This is a genomic window from Priestia sp. 179-F W1.4 NHS, from assembly GCF_045369295.1.
GTDB lineage: Bacteria > Bacillota > Bacilli > Bacillales > Bacillaceae_H > Priestia > Priestia zanthoxyli.
Genome location: NZ_JBIQFF010000002.1, coordinates 698,868 through 717,416 on the forward strand (window position 1 = coordinate 698,868; position 18,549 = coordinate 717,416).

An 18,549-nucleotide genomic window follows, 5' to 3' on the forward strand; every position below is an offset into this window, starting at 1 on the left:
TATTGAATCGAATTTCCTTCATGTGATAAGATATGGTTATATTGTTACTTTAACAATACATAGAGCGAATGAAGTAGAAAATATGCAGATGCATAGAACTTTCTAAACCCCACACGCAACATTTAGAGAGTGACATTCATTTTCTCATTAAAACCCATACCTTTCTGAAAAGAGTGAGTACATTAGACTTGCTCTTTTTGTCTGTTTACTAGCAAGGTGCACTTCTTATATCAGGCCTTGTTTTACAATAAAACGACAAAAAAACAGGTAACTAAGCATGCCGCTTCTTACCTGTTTTTATATGCTAAAATGATAAAATCAAATTCTATCGCGCGAACGCCCTTTACGAAATTGATTTTAATTCTTCAATTAATTGAAAAAATTTTTCTTTGTTTCTTTCTTCTAATGTTTGATCGACTTCACGTAAAATTTGATCTCTTCTAAAATCTCGGATAGCCTTATTTAATACCATTTTAGCAAATATAGAATCGAGGATATCCATACGGATGGGCTGCGAGTCTGTCGGGTGCTTTTCGATATAAATCAACTCCTATCCTTTCCTCTATTATAACAAATTCTAGCAATGTATCAAAATTTCATTGAGATATGCGCTGCTGTGAAACAGCTTCGTATTCTGATTCTAGCTCTTGAAGCGTAAGCTCGTATAGCTGCTTGTTTCCTTTTTTATAAACTCCTGCATCCAGCAATAAATCAATCATTGATGTTTTTTTACATTGTATGTGAGAGTAAGCTTGTTTCGTCATGGTTACACCGCCTATTTTACGCTTAAAAATGAAATGATTTCTCTATCTTTCACGACCTTTCTTTATGATACGGCCCGTCCTTTAGCTTACTGTGAAGAAAATGTTAAATTTATGTAATAATGCATAAAAAGAGGCCGGGACAGAACTAACTGAATCCAACCTAAAGACGAACAAATGAGATACATGAGCTGAACCGCTTTTGACACCGCCGTTGATTTCCATGCAAGGCTTCGCTTTCCGCGGGCGGGCGCTGAACCTCCTCGTCGCTTACGCTCCTGCGGGGTCTCATCTGTCCCGCTTTTCCCGCAGGAGTCTTCGCCTTGCCCTTCAATCAACCGCTGGAAGGACGAAACAGATGAAGCTGTATTCACCATAAAAAAAACGAACCACTAATCAAACTTGTTGATCAATGGTTCGTTTTTCACTTGGGCTAAAATACGTTTCTCCCAGCCTCTTAGTTCTTCTATTAAAAATCAAAGTTGTCCGGATCTGGACCTACTCGGTGATTTTGGTTTAATTCATTAATTTTACTTACGTCTTCAGTATCCAATTCAAAATCGAATAGCGATGAATTTTCAACAATACGATGTTCTTTTGTGGATTTTGGAATCGTTACAATTCCGTTTTGCAGATCCCATCGCAGAATAATTTGAGCAACTGATTTGCCGTGTTTTTCAGCAATTTCTTTTAACACATCGTTATCTAGCAATTCTCCTTGCATAAGCGGAGACCATGCTTCTAGCTGAATATCGTGCTTTTGACAAAAAGCATGCAGCTCTTTTTGCGTCAAACGAGGATGATATTCCACTTGGTTAATAACAGGCTTAACCTCTCCATCTTTCATTAAGTCTTCTAAATGATGAATTTGAAAATTACTTACGCCCACAGCTCTTACTTTTTCTTCTTTATACAGCGTTTCTAATGCTTTCCACGCTTCTTTATACTTGCCTTCTACCGGCCAGTGAATTAAGTATAGATCTAAATATTCTAAGCCAAGCTTTTGTAAGCTTGTTTCGTAAGCAGCTAGCGTCTCTTCATAGCCTAAATCTGCGTTCCAAACTTTTGATGTAACAAAAATGTCTTCGCGTGAAAGACCTGCTTCTTTCAGACCTTGGCGAATTCCTTCTCCTACACCTTCTTCATTTTCATAAATAGCTGCCGTATCGATGCTGCGATAGCCTTTGACGATAGCTGTTTTCACCGCGTTCACTAATTCAGGCCCTTCTTCTACTTTAAATACGCCTAATCCAAGCCAAGGCATTTTGACTCCGTTGTGAAGTGTTACTGTATCTTGCAAATGATTACTCATTATAAAAAACCCCCTGCTAATTTCTTTACATTTGTTATTATGAAACAGAAAAAAAGAAAAAGATAGAACCCACTTTAAAGTAAGTTAGGCACTTCAAAGTTCTAAGGTAACCTTTTAGTAACCTTCTATCCCTCTTAAAAATCACTAAAAAAAGAATCCTCCGCAGAGAATTCTTTTTTGTTTTTATTTAACATTTATATTGACTGCTGAACTTGTATTTCCAGCGGCATCTTTTGCCGTCACAGCCAGCTTTACGCCTGCTTTTTGTTTTGGAATCGTTACTTTAAACTGGCCTTTGCTATCTGCTTTGCCTGATCCGATTACTTTTGTACCGCTTTTAATCGTAATCACAGCATTTGCTTCCGTTTTTCCAGAGAGAAACGTGGACAAAGACGTAACGGCATTCACTGCCGGAGGTGCCGGCGGGGTTGTGTCTTGTACTTTTACAATTTTATACGGACTGTATCCTACTTTATTTTGCAGAACTGCCGTCACTTCCGTTCCTGCTTTTTGAGCAGGAATTTTTACGCTGAACTTGCCGTTCCCATCAATTTTCCCACTCGCAATAATCTTTCCGCCTACTTTAATATAAATAGACGCATTTTTTTCTCCTGTTCCCGTTACAGCTGTACTTTTTTCAGTAAGCGTAGCAACGGTTGGAAGCGCTGGTTTTGTCTGTACGGCACTAACCGTTACAAACGTATTGGAGCTGTAGTTATTGGCTGCATCTTTTGCTGTAACAGCCAGCTTTACGCCTGCTGTTTGTTTTGGAATCGTTACTTTAAATTGCCCTTTAGTATCTGCTTTGCCTGACGCGATTAGCTTTGTACCGCTTTTAATCGTAATCACGGCATTTGCTTCTGTTTTTCCCAAGATAAATGTGGACAAAGACGTAACGGCATCAACTGCCGGAGGTGCCGGCGGCGTTGTATCTTGTACTTTTACAATTTTATACGGACTGTATCCTACTTTATTTTGCAGTACCGCCGTCACTTCTGTTCCTGCTTTTTGAGCAGGAATTTTCACGCTGAACTTGCCGTTTCCATCAATTTTCCCACTTGCAATAATTTTTCCGCCTACTTTAATATAAATGGACGCATTTTTTTCTCCTGTTCCCGTTACTGCTGTACTTTTTTCAGTAAGCGTATTAACGGTTGGAAGCGCTGGTTTTGTCTGTACGGCACTAACCGTTACAAACGCATTGGAGCTATAGTTATTAGCTGCATCTTTTGCAATAACAGCTAATTTTGTAGTAGCAGGCTGCTTTGGAATGGTGATGCTGAACGTTCCATCCGATTTCGCATTTCCTTTGCCAATTACTTTTTTATCAATTTTTACATGCACTTCCGCGCCCGCTTCTGTGCTTCCCGTTACGACTGTATCTTGATTGCTTACAGCGTTCACTTTTGGTGTAACGGGTGCTGTTTTATCCTGCACGGTTACAGTTACAGCTGGACTCACGCCCGCTGTGTTTCCAGCCGTTACAGACAGGGTGCTTCCTGCTTTTTGTTTCGCAATCGAGATGCTGTAATTTCCTTTAGCATCTGCTTTACCAGCTGCAAGCTGAAGACTTCCGTTTTTAATGACAACCGTTGCATTTGCTTCTGCGGTACCCGTAACGGCTGTACTTCGATCACTCACTTCATTAACTGTTGGTTTTACCGGAGCTTTTTGCTTTGCCGTAACAGTTACAGTCGATACAGTACTGCTATTTCCTGCTGCATCTTTTGCTTGTACGCTTAGCTTTGTATTCGCTTTTTGATGAGAAATGGAAACAGAAAACGCTCCATTTGCACCTGCTTTAGCCGTTCCTACAGTTGTAGTTCCTACTTTTACCGTAACTGTAGAATTTGCTTCTGCTGCACCTGTAACTTTTGTATCTTGATCACTTACTGCATTTACTTTTGGCGCAGCTGGTGCCGTTTTATCCTGTACGGTCACCGCAGCGGCTGAACTTGTTCCACCTGCATTTTGAACCGTCACGTACAGCGTGCTTCCTGCTTTTTGTTTTGCAATCGAAATGCTGTAATTTCCTTTAGCATCTGCGTTGCCTGCTGCAAGCTGAAGACTTTCGTTTTTAATGATAACCGTTGCATTTGCTTCAGCCGTTCCTTTGATCATTGTGTCTTGATCACTTACTTCATTTACTTTGGGTGCAAGCGGTGCTTTTAACGTAGATTTAACCGCAAAAGAAGGCGCTTGGCTTTCGTTTCCTGCTTTATCTTTTGCACTTACCGCTATTGTTGTTCCGCCTATTTGTACTGGAATTGAAACAGTAAATGTACCGTTACCATCCGCTACTGCAGAGAACGTTGCATCGCCTGCTTTTACCGTCACGACGGCGTTTGCTTCTGTTACGCCTGTTACGGTCGTATCTTGGTCACTTACTTCATTTACAATTGGAACAGAAGGCGGCGTTTGATCCGTTACGGTCACTACTGTGGCCTTGCTTTCATTTTCAGCTGCATCTTTAGACGTTACAGACACTTTTGTATCTGCTGGCTGCTTGGCAATCGTAATTGCAAATTTTCCAGTTTCATCAGCAAGACCCGTTCCAATTACTTCATTTTCCACTTTTGCAATAACAGAAGCATTTGGTTCTGTCACGCCCGTAAGCGATGTTTGGTTATCTCCTAATGCATTAACTGAAGGTGCATCAGGCGCAACCGTATCTTTCGGTGGTTCTTGCTCCTGCTCTTTTCGCGGATATTTTGTTGTATAAAAACTTAAAAGAGTAGTCGTTGGATAATAAAAATCTAAAATTTCACAATAGTCTTTGCCTAGGCTTGCCATTTTTTGAGCACCGTATTGACTCATTCCAACACCGTGTCCATTTCCTTTACCATTAAAAGTTGTTGATGTGCTTGTTTCATTTGTTTCCGTTACAAGCAGACTAAGCATCGCACGGCTGTTTAACATTGATTTTAGCTTCGTCGATGTTAAATCTTTTAATTCCAAATGATGAACCACTAGTTTTTGCGAACTGTCTACATCTCCTTTAACGAGGTAGTCCACTGTAATTGCACCTTTAGTCACACGACCTCCTGATGAAGGAGCATAAAAACTCACCTTTGGAATAGACGTAATTTTAATCGTTTTACCAGGATGCTTATTGGCTACTAACCATGACTTCAAATTATCTGTAACGGTTTTATCTTTTTCAGAAACCGTATTCCACCAAGCGCTATAGTTAGCTAAATCTTTTCCTGTTAAATCAATTTGCGTTTTTTGAATAGCTAACGTCCACGGCGTCCGCTTATCGTATGGATCTTCTTTCACCGGGAAATAAGAAAGCTGAGTTCCTCCCCAAGCGTTGCTGTTTGATTCGGTTCTTCCGCCGTTGCTTGATGAGAAAACGGCATTGATTAATTTATTGTTGTAGGTGACTACTTGTCCGAATGTCTGATCTACTGCTTGGTTTGTACTGTCATACCACGTATAGCCACCGTATACTTGATAGCTTACCGTATCATTGATTACTTTTCCTGCATAGCTCATTGCGTATGTTCTTGCTGCTACCGCCTGAGTTTTTAAAGCTTGCAGATTCCAAGATGTATAGACTTCATTTGGCACAACGCCTTTTAAATAGTCTTCAATCGGGAGCGTATTAACAGGTCTGACATACGTTCCCTTTTCATTTGTAAACGCCACGTCACCTAAGTACTGTCTGCCGTTAATAGATACGGGATTTTTATAAAGAGACGGTGTAATTTCAAAGCTTGTAAATTCACCTAAGACAGTGCTTCCTTGTTTTAAAGTGACACCTTGAGTTGTTGCGGTTACCGTATACTCTGTATTTGCATTTAAGACCAAATCCGAGTTTTTAATAGTGTATAAATAAGACGGCTTAATTGTAATTGCATGCTGATCTCCTAAATAGTTTACTAATTTTACAGACACAACTGGTTCTACCGTTTCAGCTTTCACGCTAGCAAGCGGCGTGAATTGAAACAGCAGTACGCTTAGTACTAAAGCTAATGCCGTTAACTTTCTCATCTTGTTCCCCCATTTTCATGTACTGTCTAACGCATTTTAATATCTCTCGTTATATCGACACAGTTCTATAAAAATTAAAGCATTTTACCTAGTTTTCTTTTCTGCTCGTCCATTTTTTTGTCGAAAAAACGCTTTTTTATATCATATGAACGACAAAAAAACGTGTGACATAAATCAATTGATTTAGTCACACGCTTTTATAGGTCTTTCCACCTTTTATTTTGTCATTCCTTCATATGCCACGATACCGTCTGCAACATGATTCATCAGCTTTGTAAGGTAAGCCTGATCAGACAGGTTCCGGTCTTCTTCTGAATTCGTCATATACCCCAGTTCAACTAGCGTTACGGGTACAGTCGACCAGTTAAATCCTGAAAGATCACTGCGATAGCGAATGCCGTCCACTTCGACAAACTGATCTTTTTCCACCTCTGTCAGAATAGCTTGAGATGCTTGTAAACTGCTTTGATAAATAGACTTTGTATAGGAATTATCTTCTGCAGGAGTGAGCACAGAAAACCCTTTTACAGAAGTATTTTCAGAACCATCTGCATGGATACGTACGTGTAAGTCAGCTTTTGAATTATTCGCAAGCTCCGCTCGTTCCCGGTTGCTGATATTCACATCGTGAGAACTGCGAGTAAGCTTTACGGTTATGCCTTTTTCTTCGAGAAGCTGTTTTAATATCATAGAGGCTTCCAACGTCAGCTTGTATTCCGGCTTCTTGGTCACCACACCTGATGTACCTCCGGAAACTTTTATTTTTGTTTCTGCTGCTCCCGGCCCGATTGGCTCTTTCTCTAGGTTAGCCTGAGCTTGATGACCAGGGTCAATGTAGACTAAAAACGGAGGAGGATCCGCTTTTTCAGGCATGTTGTTTTTTACATTTTTCACTTCATTACCTGCTTCATGAGGCTGTACTGCTTGGAACTGTGAGATGGGCTGCTTCACTCTTTCTCCCTGCGCATGAGCTTTTGGTACATCTCCGCTAACGACGGCTTTCTCTGTTTGACCTTTCATCATAAAGAAAAATGAGAGTACTGCTACTATTGCAACAATACCTATTCCATAACTCCATACTAAGCGCTTCATCTTCGCTCACCAAACTTTCGAATAGAGTGGGATATTCCTTATGTTAAAGTACAAAATGTGTTAACGTTATTATCTCACAGAATATGGTTTTTTTTGTATAAAACGTTAAAAATAATATCGGCAATATGTTATGTATATGCAAACAAAAACAACACTACACAATGTAGTGTTGTTTTCTAAAAAAATGACGGATGGTTAAATCCGTTTTGCACCAATATAACGTGCTTTCCAGTAGCTGTTGCTAAGAGATGTAATTGTCACGCCTTTAGACGTAGAAGCTTGAAGAAACTGATTGTTCCCTAAGTACACGCCTACATGTGAAGGACCTTTTTTATACGTTTGAAAGAAAACTAAATCTCCTTTTTGAAGCTTTGCTTTTGAAACGCTTGTCCCTACTCGATACATTTGTTCCGTTGTGCGCGGAAGTGTTTTTCCAGCTTTTTTGAAAATGTATTGAATAAATCCAGAGCAGTCAAAACCTTTTGTTGTTGTGCCTCCCCATTTATAAGGAACACCTATTAATTTTTTACCAGTAGCAATAGCCGTATCTTTGTATGAATATGACGCTGCTTCCACTGTTTGAGCAGGTGCAATAAACGGACTGGCTCCGCTAAATAAAACTGCAGCTGCCGTTATAGACCCAATGATGGCTTTTTTCATTTTTTTCCTCCATTATGTAACCGAACGTTACGTTTCTATGAACCTATTTTTCAATGTGTTCGGTTTAATTATAATGAAAAAAGCCTCAAAAACTATTACGCTATGATTAAATAATGTTACAAAATGGTTACTTAGGAATTTTTATCTTTAGTTGTTTATCAAAAAGAGGATGGGACAAAAGCATTTTTCACTTAGGGAAAAACGAACCACTAATCAGCATGTCTGATTAGTGGTTCGTTTTTTTGTGATTGTGAACATAGTATTATTTGTTTCGTTCCTTCTAGCAGTTGATTGGAGGATAAGGCGAAGACTCCTGCGGGAAAAGCGGAGCAGGTGAGACCCCGCAGGAGAGCAAGCGACGAGGAGGCTCAGCGCCCGCCCGCGGAAAGCAAAGCCTTGTACGGAAATCAACTGCGGTGTCACAAGCAGTCCAGGTCATGTATCTCATTTATTCGTCTTTAGCCTGGATTCATTTCATTATGTCTCAGCTTTTTTTCTTTTACTTTTCTTTTTGCTGTTTCAAAATTAAGTCCTGTTTCGCTTTAGCATCATGATGCTGCGCTAACTCGCGTGAAAATTCTTCATTTGCTTGATCCGGAGCAATTTTTAACTCTTTTGGTGTTTGAGGCAGTGACCCTTTGTTGTTATGTGATGATTTGTGATTATTTGCTCTTCCCATGTTGTGACCTCCTTATATCAATCATTTGTTTTTCATCTTTAGTTACTATTCCCAACTTTTCAAAGCAAATTCAAACTAAAAAATCCGAACGATTACTCGTTCGGATCTTCCTTCAACTAAAATACGTTTGTAATTACGATACTTTTTTCGTTACTTCGTTAATATAAGCTTCCTTGTCTTTGTCGTTAAATTGACCTTCCCACTTTGAAATGACGATTGCACCAAGTGAGTTTCCAATTACGTTTACCGCTGTACGTCCCATATCTAACAAACGGTCAATTCCAGCGATAAAAGCAAGCCCTTCTACTGGAAGTCCTACAGATCCAAGCGTTGCAAGCAGTACAACAAACGATACGCCCGGAACTCCTGCAATTCCTTTAGATGTAACCATTAAAATTAGGATCAGTGAAACTTGCTGTGTAATGCTCATATCAATACCGTACATTTGCGCGATAAAAATCGCAGCAAGCGCTTGATAAAGAGTAGATCCATCTAAGTTAAACGAATACCCCGTCGGAATAACAAAAGATGTAATGGCTTTAGGACATCCGAACTTTTCCATTTTTGCAATAATACGCGGTAATACTGTTTCTGAACTTGCAGTTGAAAATGCTAGCAGCAATTCATCTTTTAGCACTTTTAATAAATGGAAGATGTTAACGCCTGCCCATTTAGCTACAAGTCCTAGTACAACTAATACAAAGAAAATCATTGTGCCGTAAGCGACAATTACAAGCTTACTAAGCGGAATCAGAGACGCTAGTCCAAATTTTGATACGGTTACACCGATTAATGCAAATACGCCAAACGGTGCAAACTTCATAACTAAATTCGTTACCCAAAACATCGCTTCTGCCGTGCCTTCAAAAAATCTTAGAACCGGCTTTCCTTTTTCACCGATTGATGCAATTCCAAGTCCAAATAGGACCGAGAAGAAAATAATTGGCAGCATGTCGCCTGCAGCAATTGACTCAAATACATTCGTTGGAACGATGTGAACAAATGTTTCTACAAATCCTTTTTGCTCTGTAGCTTCTGCTGTTGATGTGTAGCTGCTGATATCTGATTTTTCAAGACCACTGCGGTCCACACCAGTACCAGGGTGAAGCAAGTTAGCTGCTAATAAGCCTACAACAATGGCAACTGTTGTAATGATTTCAAAGTAAAGAATTGTTTTTCCGCCTAATTTACCAAGCTTCTTAATATCACCAACACCCGCAACGCCCACAATGATACTAGATATAACAATTGGCACCACGATCATTTTAATTAAATGAATGAATACGTCTCCAATTGGCTGCAGCACTTCAACTGCTTTAGGATTTCCGTAAAAAATGGCCCCTACAATAATACCTGCAATCAAACCAATTAGAATTTGTCCTGCTAATCCAAGCTTTTTGAACATATCTTTGCACCTTCCTTCTTTTTTCTAACAGCTCGAAGCTGTTTATTTGCACTTACTGTATTCAACAGATACAATTCCATTAAGAACTGTTTATTAAGTAGTTCTTTTATTCATAAGATTACATTATCATAGGCATCACAAAATCTAACACAAACCTACTGAAACTAACAAAAAAGTTTTTAGAAAATTACAAAATGAAAACGCTATAGTTTTTTTACTACAGCGTTTGTTTGACTTCATAATAGAGCATTTGGATAAATTTCTTTACATTTATACGGCTCGGAGTACTGCTTTTTCCCGTTCCTTTTTCTATATCTCTCATGCGCTGATGCACCATTGAAAAATCGAAAAACTTAGAAGCGTAATTTTCAAATTTAGGATTAAAGAAGTCAACCATCCCAAGAGAGGTCAAATGATTTAAAGACTGATAAATGGCTCTTCTTACTCGCTGCTCAGCTGCTTTCATTTCTTTTTGCAGCACGTCTTCTGTAAAAGATGAACCAAGCTTTCTAACGGTAATTTTCTCAAAAATTTCTTTGAGAGAAGGAAAATGCTGTTCATACATCGTGCTCTTTTCCGTTTGATGCAGGTAATTGATGATTTCGATTAAATCTTTACTTCCGCTTTCTCCTAAAATCCCAAGTTCTCTTAAAAGAAACCTGCACGCTTCTGCCGGATCGCTTTCTTTTTTACCAGAAGCAGGCATTTTTTGCTGGTTTCCTATATTAAGTACGGTATTTAACGATTCTTGAATTTTCTCCATTGATTGTTGAACATGAATTCGTTCAATTACTTTTTGAATGACCATGAGCACTTCCATACGATTAAGCGGCTTCGTGATATAGTATTCAATGCCAAGCGAGTAGGCTTTTCCAATCAAATCTTTTGTTTCTACCTGTGACATCATAATAATTTTGCCTTTAAAAGTATCCTTTATTTTGCGCACGGTTTCGATTCCGTCTTGAATGGGCATCAACAAATCAATAAATAAAATATCGATCTGCTGCAATAGAGAAGATTGATCATTTAAGACAATTCCGTCTTCTGCCTCCCCTATAACCTCTCCTAAATCATTATCTTCAATAATTTCAGCTAACATTGAACGAAAGACTTCGTCATCATCTATGATATAAAATCGCATATTAGTCCTTATCCCCCATTAACGTAGAAATAGGTAAATCTATAGTAAATTGAACACCGGGGCTTGGAGACAGATTAATAAATTGAATACTCCCGCCCAGCTGCTCGGTCATTTGCTTAACGTAGACAAGCCCAAGACCTGTAGAAGGCGTCCCGTCCTTTGCGTATTTGGATGTAAATCCCGCTTTAAAAATGAGACGTTCATGCCTTTTTTTCACACCGGGACCGCTGTCTCTTACATATAGTAAAATGCGGTCTTCTTCTCGGCAGACGTCGATAATAATCGCGCCTTCTTTTTCAATCGCTTCGACTGCATTCGTTACTAAGTTATTAATTAATGATAAAAACAAGTACACGTGATAGCGAGGATGCTCTCCTAGAACCGAATATGAAAAATGAATATCTTTTGCTAACATCGCCGCATACTTTTCATTGCTGCGCATGACGATTTGAAGCAGACTTTCGATTTCCATATACTCAGAAAATTCTTCTTTTGTAATGACCTTGGACAGTCCTGCTGATATCCGCTGATTGTCTTTTTTAATATCATGTACTTCTCCTGCAATTTGTAATGCTTTTTGGCTAAATTCGTGCAGCGAAGTAAGCTGGTGGATATCTGCTTCGTGTAGTTCTTCATATAAATCATACGACTTTTTCGTAATTCTCTCAGCGTCTTGCAGCGTTTTTTTCAAATGAATGGATTCTTCATACAAATTTGAAAGCACAACAAGCAGCTGATCATTTTTTTGAGAGATTTGCCGTTCTCTCAGCTGCCCTTCGTAGAGTTTGATCATGCTAAACAGACATAAAACAAAGAAACTTCGAAAGACGCCTACAATAAAAATTTGCATGAACTCCGGAAACACAATATGATGGTGAACCATCACATACATACAAAGCAATTCCATGCCACCTGAAACCGTTTCGATGATGATGCTCCATATGCCAATAATCCACGGCTTTGAATGAAAATCGTTAATCTTAAACCAAGAAAAAGCAATGGCATAAACAAGATAATAAATCCCTGCTGAGCATCGGATCTGCAAAGAATGCAGAAAATCAAATGATTCGTAATTATACCAATCAAGGTACATTCGAAAGCCCACTATAGCACTCGCAACTAAAATACCTGGTATTACAGGAGATACCTTTCTTAAAAGCAGCAGTGAAAAGAAAAAAATGGGCACAGCAAAGCTGACTCTATACGTATCATGAAAAGGATAATATTTAAGCTCTCCTGCTAGCGGCACAACAACTATCATCACCAAAATGAGTAAAACATCTTTTTTTACTACCGTATCAACTTTCATCGTTCACGTCCTGCACTTTTTGAACATAAGTATATAGTTTAGCAATCTAAAAGACAATCGCTCTTCCTATATTTTTCACACTCCCACTTCCATTTATAAATATAGCCCATATATAAACGGTTATTTATTCTCTTTCATTATTCTTTGTAGTTTTTTAGATTTTCTTGTTTTATTTTGTAATTTTTGTTGTATAGTAGAAGTACCTTTTAAAATGTGAGGCTGTATCACAACTATTCAATTATTATTACATCACCTGATAGCTACACTAAAAAGGAAAACTATTATTTTACAGGGGGAGCTTATTTTACAATGTGGATCATTACCGTTTACTCGAAAAACCAAAGTCCGACTATGTTTGAATTTGAATCAGAGGTAGAGGCGAAAAAGACATTTCAGGAGATTAAAGGGTGTAAGATCCTATCGGAAGTTATTTACTATAACGACCGAGTTCCCGCTTTAGCGTAAATCAGTTGATGTAGGAAATTTTACAAATTATCGGTTAAAAGCCACGTAAAGAGCCAAAGGATGATCCTATTCCTTTGGCTCTTTGCTGTTTGATTAGAAAAAACAAGGCTGAGACATAATGAGATGAATCTAATCTAAAGACGAACAAACGGTAGACATGAGCTGAACCGCTTGTGACACCGCAGTTGACTTCCGTGCAAGACGTCGCTTTCCGCGGGCGGCCGCTGAGCCTCCTCGTCGCTTGCGCTCCTGTGGGGTCTCACTTGTTCCGCTTTTCAAGCAGGAGTCTTCGTCTTGCCCTCCAATCAACTGCTAGAAGGGTCTATCGTTGACCCTAACAAAAAAACGAACCACTAATCAAACGTGTTGATCAATGGTTCGTTTTTCACTTCGTCTAATATACTTTTGTCCCAGCTTCGTTTTGCTTTGTGAGCATACTGACTGCCCACATTACGATAAAGTTGATAAGCAGCGCAATAAATCCGACGTTGATATCTTTCATTTGCTGAGGCAGGGATGGAAATAACGTACCAATCGTAGAGCCGCTGATTGTAATATAGGCCACTACAATAATTCCAGCAACAATCCCCCACGCTGCTCCTTGTTTCGTTACAAAGTTATTTTTCTTCAAACTGAAAAGCAGAGATGGAAACAGCTGTGTCATTAGACTATAGCCCATCAAAATAATTGTTGATAGCGTCGTTCCCCCGTTTAGCGTAAAGTAAACGGAAATAAGAGCCACAACCGGTACAAAGCTTTTCGCTAAACGAGCAATACGCGCTTCGCTTGCTTGAGGCGCAAACGGTTTGTATATGTTTTTAGCCAGCAGCGTTGACGCACTCATTAACAGCATCGATCCCGGCACAAGCGCTGTCAGCAAACCCGCTCCTCCTATAATTCCAATAAACCAAGGATCAAACGTTTGGATTGAGATCCGTAATAGCGCAAGATCCACGTCTCCTCCGCTTAAACCAGGAACTTTTAAAATAGCTGCAAACCCAACAAAAAACACAAAGAGCAGCATTAAGGTATAAAGAGGACTAATGATTGCATTCTTGCGAAATACCTTTGCATTTTTCGCTGTATAGCTTGAGCTAAACACCTGCGGCCACATATAAAAACCAAGTACTAGTAAAATAACGGTCGAAATAAACCACGAGACGCTTAATCCTTGCTCAGGAAACTTTAAAAATCCTGGCTTCGCTGTATTCACAGCTTCAAACATTGGACCGTATCCTCCGTAATAATGAAAAGGTAAATAAATACCTAAAAATCCAATCACAGCAAGCATCATAATGTCTTTAATAACGGCCGTCCATGCAGAACCGTGGATACCGGATATCATCACATACATCGTTAAACTGATAGCCCCCATCCAAATGGCTGCCGGCATTGAAATGGCGCCGTATGATGCTTGTGATACAATAATTCCCAATCCTTTTAACTGCACAACAATAACAGGAATGACCGCAATCACTCCTACAGCAGCTACAAGCACACCAAGGTAAGGACTTTTATATTTGCTTACAAAAAAATCAGGCTGCGAGACGAGCTTATGATCTCTTGCATACTTCCAAATAACAGGAAGAAGCCAGTATGATAAGACATATGATAAGCTAATATAAATTAAGACGTAAAGTGCAGGAGCTCCTTTTCCATAAGCCCATCCGCTTCCGCCTAGAAACGAAAACGTTGTATAGATTTCTCCGGCCATCAGCACAAAAACTAAAATAGCCCCGAAACCGCGTCCGCCTACCGTCCACTGCTCCAAGTTCATATCCTTGCCTTTGGTTGATCGTATGCCAAGAAAAATAGCTGCCACTAAAAATAGTAAAATAATAATAAGTGCACTATTCATTCTTCTTCCCCTTCCCGATTTCTGGGATCAAGCTTATACATAACCCCTAAAATAATGGACGTAAGCACCACCCATATCACCATCCAAAACATATTGAACGGCATACCGAGAACAAACGGAGTCACTCGATTAACAAAAGGAAGAAACCCTAATATGCCTACGAACGGAAGGACAGACAAAATATAGATAAATTTCATGACTAAACTCCTCCGACTTTCTAAAACTAACTTCTTTATATTACCACATATTCTGTCCATTCAATGAAGGAATGCTTGCATTTAAACTGAAATAATCTCCAAAAGATAAAATATTCTGTACTATTTTACAAAAATACTGTTTTCATTTTTCTGAATAAATAGTATAATTTCTTCTTATAGTTCGCAGGAGGTATCGTACAGATGAAAACAATAGAGAAAATCAGTACATTTGCAGGAAAAACATTTACGCTTTGGGTTATTTTAATTTCCGTTATTGCCTATTCATTCCCAGAGCACTTTGTATGGATTGGAAAGTATATCGTTCCGCTTTTAGGAATTGTCATGTTTGGAATGGGATTAACGCTGTCAGCGTCTGATTTCAGCGAAGTATTTCGAAGACCGAAAGAAGTAGCACTAGGCGTGGTGGGGCATTTTATCATTATGCCGCTTCTCGCATTCGGTTTGGCAATTGGCTTAAATTTACCAAAAGAAATAGCAGTGGGCGTTATTTTAGTAGGGTGCTGTCCAAGCGGCACATCATCAAACGTAATGGTCTTTTTGGCTCGAGGAAACGTTGCGCTTGCAGTTGCCATCGCTTCTGTTTCAACCATTTTAGCACCGATCGTTACACCGCTTCTCATTTTATTATTTGCAAGCAAGTGGGTCGATATTGATATCATGTCTCTTATTATTTCCATTATACAAGTTGTCATCATTCCGCTTGCTCTTGGATTTACGATCAAAAAGTTTTTTGGAAAAGCTGCAGAAGCAAGTTCCAAAGCTCTTCCCCTTGTTTCAGTAGTCGCGATTGTTTTGATTGTATCTGCGGTTGTGGCAGGAAGCCAAGCACAGCTTGCTAAAACAGGCGGTATCATTTTTGCCGTAGTTGTGCTTCACAACATTCTTGGTTTCACAATCGGCTTCTTCTTTGCCCGCTTATGCGGAATGGACCTAGCCAAACAAAAAGCTGTCGCAATGGAAGTTGGCATGCAAAACTCAGGGCTCGGCGTTACTATTGCTTCCACTCACTTTTCGCCGCTAGCCGCTGTCCCAAGCGCCATCTTCAGCGTCTGGCACAACATCTCAGGCTCAGTGCTAGCCTTTATCTTCAGCAAACTAAAAGACAAAAACCAGCCATCGTCTGATAAAAAAATGGCTGGCTAATACAATAAACTTATAAGGGAAGAACGAAAAGCTCCCTTGAACCTTCCCAAAAAGGTTTTAAAAAGTTCTTAAAAGCTTTTACCTAGGAGAATTTCACCAACCCCGAAAGGGGGGGGGGGAAATTCTCTTAGATATAGAAAAAAAGAGACATGGCGCTTTTTTCCATGTCTCTTTTTTCTACATCGATTCTAAACTATATTAGCCTCTTCCTGCTTGGAAAGAAGGATATTTCGTCATACCGCCATCAGCAAATAATGTAATACCTGTTACATAGCTTGCTTGTGATGATGCTAAGAATGCTGCAACTGATGCTACTTCTTCTGGTTTACCGATGTAACCCATTGGAATCATGCTTTCTACGTCTGCACGTTGTACAGGATCTGCGAATTTTTCAGCGTTGATTGGTGTGTTCATCGCACCTGGTCCAATGTTATTTACGCGGATACCTTTTGGCGCATATTCAAGAGCCAGTGTTTCCGTCATTAGTTTCATACCGCCTTTACTTGCTGCGTAGTGAACAAATAATGGCCAAGGAATCATTTCGTGAACACTAGACATGTTAATAACGTTTCCTTTAATGTCGTTTTCAACGAAATATTTAATTGCTTCACGGCTTCCTAAGAATGCACCTGTTAAGTTTGTATCAATAACTTTGTTCCAGTTGTCTAAAGATAGCTCATGAGAAGGAACTGGGTTTTCAACACCAGCGTTGTTAATCATAACGTCTAATGTACCGAATTCTTTAATAGCTGTTTGAACAAGATTTACAACGTCTTCTTCTTTTGTTACGTCGCCTTGAACGATGATTGCTTGTCCGCCTGCTTCTTCTACTTCTTTTTTCGCATCTAAAGCTTCTTCTTCATTGTTGTAATAGTTAATAACAACTTTTGCTTCTTCTTGACCGAAACGAACAGCCATTGCGCGACCTAAACCTGTTGATCCACCTGTAATTACAACTACTTTATCTTTTAAATCTGTATACATAATAAAATCCTCCTAGTGTTTTCATTTATTCATACATACCATCATTAACTTTTACGTAAACGTTAACTTTTAGCCATTCCGAGGAATACGCCACCTAAAATGATGAGCACAATACCAATCGTAATTGAAATAAGCTGACGCTTTGTTTTCTTTTCTCCAAGTAAGAAGATACCGCCAAGCGTTGAAATAACAATTCCCATTTGTGATAATGAGAAGCTTGTTGCAACCCCTACTTTAGGTTGAGAGATAAATAAGAACATGTTACCAGCTGCCCAAATAAGGCCTGGAATAATGTTGCGAATTGCGTATTTATTAAACGGTTTGTGTTTATAAGTAAGTATAAGTCCACCAATTAACATACCAATAGCTTGTGGGAATAGTGCCGACCAGCCGTCTACATTAAATAAACGAGCGACAACTACATACACTAAGTATCCAATTGTTGAAACAATAAGGGTAATAATCCCTTTTTTGAATTGTCCAGATTGCTCTGGGTTTTTTTCGCTTTCTAGTGATGTTAGCACGATACCAATAACAATAAAAATAAGAGCTAACACGCCTAAAATAACGGTTGTTGTTGTTGACCACTCGTGAAACACGATAACACCAAACAGTGATGTCGTCACAAGCTGCATACCAGTTGAAATTGGCATGGTTTTTGAAACACCAATATAATCAATCGTTTTCAACTGATTACTTTGCCCAACTGCCCAAAATAATCCTGAAACGATTCCCACAATAAAAATAAGCGGCGTCAACACTGGATGAACTACGAAATAAATAACGGCTGAAAAGATCAGCGCACCAATTGTAGTCCCAAGCGTTTGACTGTAAGGACCTCCGCCCAATTTAACGTTGAACAGGACAATACTTCCCCAGAAAATCGCAGGAAGAATAGCCAAAAGGATATCCATTTGATACTAACCTTCTTTCTCAAACTCTTGATGTAATTGTAAATTTAAAGTACCTTTTATTTAACTAGGTAACTTTATGTAACCAATCTTAGACCTTTTTTCTTGATACGTCAATAATAATATGTCGATTCTGTGACTTTTTTTTAAAACTTTACAATACAGCGTTTCCAAGCTACTGAAAGTTTTGAAAATAAAAAAAGATAGCCTTTTCATTATCCAAATGCTAGTATATAATAACATTATAAGGGTTACTTTTAATATCCTATATACAATAAAGTAGGTGGCATGAATGAATGAATTTGATGAGTTATGTCCAAAAGTGTGGAAAACGTTTGATATAATAGGAAAAAGATGGAATGGATTAATTATTTATGTCCTGATGAGCGGTCCTAAACGCTTTAGTGAAATTCACAGCAGCATTCCCTCTTTAAGTAAACGAATGTTAACCGAACGAATGAAAGAGTTAGAAGAAGAAGGAATTGTAATCCGGCACGTTATTCCTGAACGTCCGGTTCGTATTGAATATATCTTAACTAAAAAAGGATCAGAGCTTGGTATGATCTTAGGACCCGTCAGCAAGTGGGCAAAAACATGGATAAAATAAAAAAGCCT

Annotated in this window: 19 protein-coding genes; 2 read left to right on the top strand and 17 right to left on the bottom strand. The window is 39.0% G+C overall.

What is annotated here, in order from left to right; all coding sequences use genetic code 11:
* Nucleotides 1-343: 343 nt before the first annotated feature.
* The 15 genes from ACH0CI_RS14025 to ACH0CI_RS14095 form a co-directional block, all read right to left on the bottom strand.
* Nucleotides 344-547: an IDEAL domain-containing protein gene (locus ACH0CI_RS14025; protein ID WP_016766443.1), complete on the bottom strand. Its 204-nt coding sequence runs from the start codon at nucleotides 545-547 to the stop codon at nucleotides 344-346.
* A gap of 49 nt (nucleotides 548-596) precedes the next feature.
* Nucleotides 597-764, bottom strand: a complete 168-nt coding sequence (locus ACH0CI_RS14030; protein WP_080754385.1) for a Fur-regulated basic protein FbpA — start codon at nucleotides 762-764, stop codon at nucleotides 597-599.
* 86 nt (nucleotides 765-850) lie between these two features.
* Complete coding sequence (locus ACH0CI_RS14035) at nucleotides 851-1,138, bottom strand: hypothetical protein (RefSeq protein WP_157774319.1); 288 nt, start codon at nucleotides 1,136-1,138, stop codon at nucleotides 851-853.
* Nucleotides 1,139-1,230: 92 nt separating this feature from the next.
* Entirely contained in the window at nucleotides 1,231-2,073 is an 843-nt protein-coding gene (locus ACH0CI_RS14040; protein WP_335388098.1) for an aldo/keto reductase, read from the bottom strand.
* Between the two features lie 183 nt (nucleotides 2,074-2,256).
* Complete coding sequence (locus tag ACH0CI_RS14045; RefSeq protein ID WP_406901677.1) at nucleotides 2,257-6,069, bottom strand: Ig-like domain-containing protein; 3,813 nt, start codon at nucleotides 6,067-6,069, stop codon at nucleotides 2,257-2,259.
* Between the two features lie 216 nt (nucleotides 6,070-6,285).
* The gene (locus ACH0CI_RS14050) at nucleotides 6,286-7,161 is read right to left on the bottom strand and encodes an N-acetylmuramoyl-L-alanine amidase family protein (protein ID WP_048020162.1); all 876 of its coding nucleotides are present in this window, start codon (nucleotides 7,159-7,161) and stop codon (nucleotides 6,286-6,288) included.
* A gap of 195 nt (nucleotides 7,162-7,356) precedes the next feature.
* Entirely contained in the window at nucleotides 7,357-7,821 is a 465-nt protein-coding gene (locus ACH0CI_RS14055) for a C40 family peptidase (protein ID WP_013055770.1), read from the bottom strand.
* A 280-nt stretch (nucleotides 7,822-8,101) separates the two neighbouring features.
* Nucleotides 8,102-8,269 (bottom strand): hypothetical protein, encoded by a 168-nt coding sequence (locus ACH0CI_RS14060; RefSeq protein ID WP_406901678.1) that lies wholly within the window; start codon nucleotides 8,267-8,269, stop codon nucleotides 8,102-8,104.
* Nucleotides 8,270-8,320: 51 nt separating this feature from the next.
* Nucleotides 8,321-8,500 (bottom strand): YfhD family protein, encoded by a 180-nt coding sequence (locus ACH0CI_RS14065; RefSeq protein ID WP_013055768.1) that lies wholly within the window; start codon nucleotides 8,498-8,500, stop codon nucleotides 8,321-8,323.
* A gap of 133 nt (nucleotides 8,501-8,633) precedes the next feature.
* Nucleotides 8,634-9,905 (bottom strand): cation:dicarboxylate symporter family transporter, encoded by a 1,272-nt coding sequence (locus tag ACH0CI_RS14070; protein WP_045294664.1) that lies wholly within the window; start codon nucleotides 9,903-9,905, stop codon nucleotides 8,634-8,636.
* Nucleotides 9,906-10,122: 217 nt separating this feature from the next.
* Nucleotides 10,123-11,046 carry a response regulator gene (locus ACH0CI_RS14075; RefSeq protein ID WP_406901679.1) on the bottom strand — a complete coding sequence of 308 codons (924 nt, stop codon included), beginning with the start codon at nucleotides 11,044-11,046 and terminating at the stop codon, nucleotides 10,123-10,125.
* A 1-nt stretch (nucleotide 11,047) separates the two neighbouring features.
* The gene (locus tag ACH0CI_RS14080; RefSeq protein ID WP_033578240.1) at nucleotides 11,048-12,355 is read right to left on the bottom strand and encodes a sensor histidine kinase; all 1,308 of its coding nucleotides are present in this window, start codon (nucleotides 12,353-12,355) and stop codon (nucleotides 11,048-11,050) included.
* Nucleotides 12,356-12,949: 594 nt separating this feature from the next.
* On the bottom strand, nucleotides 12,950-13,129 hold the full coding sequence (locus tag ACH0CI_RS14085; protein WP_367071450.1) for a hypothetical protein: 180 nt from the start codon (nucleotides 13,127-13,129) through the stop codon (nucleotides 12,950-12,952).
* Between the two features lie 85 nt (nucleotides 13,130-13,214).
* Complete coding sequence (locus ACH0CI_RS14090) at nucleotides 13,215-14,678, bottom strand: sodium:solute symporter family protein (protein WP_406901680.1); 1,464 nt, start codon at nucleotides 14,676-14,678, stop codon at nucleotides 13,215-13,217.
* On the bottom strand, nucleotides 14,675-14,875 hold the full coding sequence (locus ACH0CI_RS14095) for a DUF3311 domain-containing protein (protein ID WP_013055761.1): 201 nt from the start codon (nucleotides 14,873-14,875) through the stop codon (nucleotides 14,675-14,677). The genes ACH0CI_RS14090 and ACH0CI_RS14095 overlap by 4 nt, the downstream gene beginning before the upstream one ends.
* A 201-nt stretch (nucleotides 14,876-15,076) precedes the next feature.
* Here ACH0CI_RS14095 and ACH0CI_RS14100 point away from each other — a divergent pair, with 201 nt between their 5' ends.
* Complete coding sequence (locus ACH0CI_RS14100; protein ID WP_033578239.1) at nucleotides 15,077-16,039, top strand: bile acid:sodium symporter family protein; 963 nt, start codon at nucleotides 15,077-15,079, stop codon at nucleotides 16,037-16,039.
* A 198-nt stretch (nucleotides 16,040-16,237) separates the two neighbouring features.
* Here ACH0CI_RS14100 and gdh read toward each other — a convergent pair whose 3' ends face one another.
* Both gdh and ACH0CI_RS14110 read right to left on the bottom strand, forming a co-directional pair.
* Nucleotides 16,238-17,023, bottom strand: coding sequence for a glucose 1-dehydrogenase (gene gdh / locus ACH0CI_RS14105; RefSeq protein WP_014461262.1), 786 nt, complete (start codon nucleotides 17,021-17,023; stop codon nucleotides 16,238-16,240).
* Nucleotides 17,024-17,085: 62 nt separating this feature from the next.
* Nucleotides 17,086-17,937: a GRP family sugar transporter gene (locus tag ACH0CI_RS14110; protein ID WP_028412283.1), complete on the bottom strand. Its 852-nt coding sequence runs from the start codon at nucleotides 17,935-17,937 to the stop codon at nucleotides 17,086-17,088.
* A 289-nt stretch (nucleotides 17,938-18,226) separates the two neighbouring features.
* Here ACH0CI_RS14110 and ACH0CI_RS14115 point away from each other — a divergent pair, with 289 nt between their 5' ends.
* A complete protein-coding gene (locus ACH0CI_RS14115) occupies nucleotides 18,227-18,541 on the top strand; it encodes a winged helix-turn-helix transcriptional regulator (RefSeq protein ID WP_013055757.1) in 315 nt (104 codons plus the stop codon).
* Nucleotides 18,542-18,549: the final 8 nt, after the last annotated feature.